Genomic DNA, 2266 nt, shown 5'->3' with positions numbered 1-2266 from the left:
GGACCGAGGTGCTGGTGGTACCGGGCCGCCCGTAGGGCGTCGCGTGTTCGGCAGCCGCGGTCAGACGAACGCGCTCTGCCCGGTGATCGCCTTCCCGACGATGAGCGTATTCATCTCCCGGGTGCCCTCGAAGGAGTAGATGGCCTCGGCGTCCGCGAAGAACCGGGCGACGTCGTAGTCCAGGACGATCCCGTTGCCCCCGAAGATCTCGCGCGCCCAGGCGACGACCTCCCGCATGCGCGCGGTGACGTGGGCCTTCGCCAGCGAGGAGTGCTCGTCGCGGAACACCCCCTCGTCCTGCAGCCGGGCCAGCCGCACGAGCATGCCCCACGAGGCCGTGATGTTGCCCAGGCTCTTGACCAGCAGGTCCTGCACGAGCTGGAAGCCCGCGATGGGCCGGCCGAACTGCTCTCGCTCCGTGGCGTACGCCAGCGCCAGTTCGTACGCGCCGATCATCACGCCGAGCGCCTGCCAGGCGACACCGCTGCGCGTGGCGCGCAGGATCTCCGCGACGTCGCGGAACGACTCGATGTTCTGCAGGCGGTCGCTCTCCGGCACCCGCACGTCGGTCAGGGTGACGTCCGCGTTCTCCACGATCCGCAGCGAGGTCTTGTTCTCGATCTTCCGCGGCTCGAAGCCGCGCGTGCCCTTGCCGACCACGAAGCCCTTGACCTGGTCGTCGTCGAGGTCGCGTGCCCACACCACGACGTGGTCGGCGAAGGTGGCGTTGCCGATCCACCGCTTGGACCCGTTCAGCACCCAGGTGTCGCCCTCCCGCCTCGCGGTGGTGCGCATGCCCACCGCCACGTCGGAGCCGCCGAGCGCCTCGGTCAGCGCGAACGCGCCCACCGTGTCCATCCTCGCCATCCCCGGCAGCCAGCGGTCACGCTGCTCCTGGCTGCCGCCGGCCTGGATCGAGTACATGGCCAGCCCGTTGTGGACGCCGAAGAAGGTGGCGACCGAGGCGTCGACGCGGGCCATCTCCATCGCCATCATCCCGGTCAGCAGGTGACCGGCCGCCGCGCCGTGCTCTCCGTAGCCCTCGTAGGGCAGGCCCACGAGTCCACTCGCGCGGAACTTCCCGATCAGCTCGGCCGGGAAGGTGCCCGCGGCCCAGTTCTCGTTCAGCAGCGGCTTGATCTCCTCACGCATGAAGCTGCGCGTCCTCAGCAGCGTCTTGCGTTCCTCCTCCGACAGCGCGGCCTCGTAGTCGTAGAAGTCCGCGGCGAGCTGGTCCTCAGGATTCGTAGACATGTCGGCCTTCTTCCACGCTTTCGTTGCGCGATGCACGTGAATCGCTCCCTGCTCAGGAGCCCCGGCGGTATCCGGCCCGGTCCCGGCCCTCTTCGAAGTCGGCGGCGCGGTGAGTACGCTCGCCGGCGCACACGCCGATCACCCGCCGTCCGAGAAGGGACCGCGCATGCCGGTCTTCACCACCACCGATGGCATCAGCCTCTCCTACCGGCTCTGGCCGGGCGCCTCCGAACTCCCCCTGGTCCTGCTGCACCACGGCTTCATCGCGGACGGGGAGTCCAACTGGGTCTCCCCCGGCATCGTCGCCGCGCTGACGGCCGCCGGCCGCCGGGTCGCCGCCGTCGACGCCCGTGGCCACGGCCGCTCCGACAAGCCCCACGATCCGGCCTCCTACGGCGAGGCCCGCATGGCCGAGGACGTGCGGACACTGATCGACCTGCTGGACGAGCCGTCCTACGACCTGGTGGGCTACTCGATGGGGGCGATCGTCTCGCTGCTCACCGCCGTGAACGACCAGCGCGTACGCCGCCTGGTGATCGGCGGTGTGGGCGCCGCGGTGGTCGAGCTGGGCGGCGTGGACACGCGGGTCATCGGCGGTCCCGCGCTGCGAGAGGCGCTGCGCGCCGACGATCCGGCCGCCGTCACCGACCCGGCGGCAGCGGGCTTCCGTGCCTTCGTCGACGCCGTCGGAGGCGACCGGATCGCCCTGGCCGCCCAGGCGTCCGCCGCCCACGACCGGCCGATCCCGCTGGAGACGGTGAAGGCCCCCACGCTCGTCCTCGCCGGCCGGGACGACCCTCTCGCCGTGCGTCCGCACGTCCTCGCGGAGGCCATACCCGACGCGACGCTGCGCATCGTGCCCGGCGACCACATGCGGGCGGTCGGTGAACCCGCGTTCCGCGACGAGCTGGTCAGTTTCCTGAGCGGCGCCTGACCGCCAGGCGGCCGGGGCACGACGCCCGGCCGGCCCGGCAGCGGACGAGGCCGCCCGGAACGCCGGCGCGCCGGTCAC

The 2266-nt window shown here is 71.7% G+C and carries 2 protein-coding genes; one reads left to right on the top strand and one right to left on the bottom strand.

Translation table 11 applies throughout. The annotated features are described in order from the left end of the window. Positions 1-60: 60 nt before the first annotated feature. Entirely contained in the window at positions 61-1254 is a 1194-nt protein-coding gene (locus ACWGIS_RS36235; RefSeq protein ID WP_453366772.1) for an acyl-CoA dehydrogenase family protein, read from the bottom strand. Positions 1255-1420: 166 nt separating this feature from the next. Between ACWGIS_RS36235 and ACWGIS_RS36230 the strand changes: the two genes are divergently transcribed. Beyond that, positions 1421-2188, top strand: a complete 768-nt coding sequence (locus ACWGIS_RS36230; protein ID WP_453366771.1) for an alpha/beta fold hydrolase — start codon at positions 1421-1423, stop codon at positions 2186-2188. The last annotated feature ends 78 nt before the right edge of the window (positions 2189-2266 follow it).

It is taken from the genome of Streptomyces sp. NPDC054842, from assembly GCF_053611025.1.
Note: the sequence above shows the minus strand (reverse complement) of the source record. Positions and strands in the feature narration are given on the sequence as shown.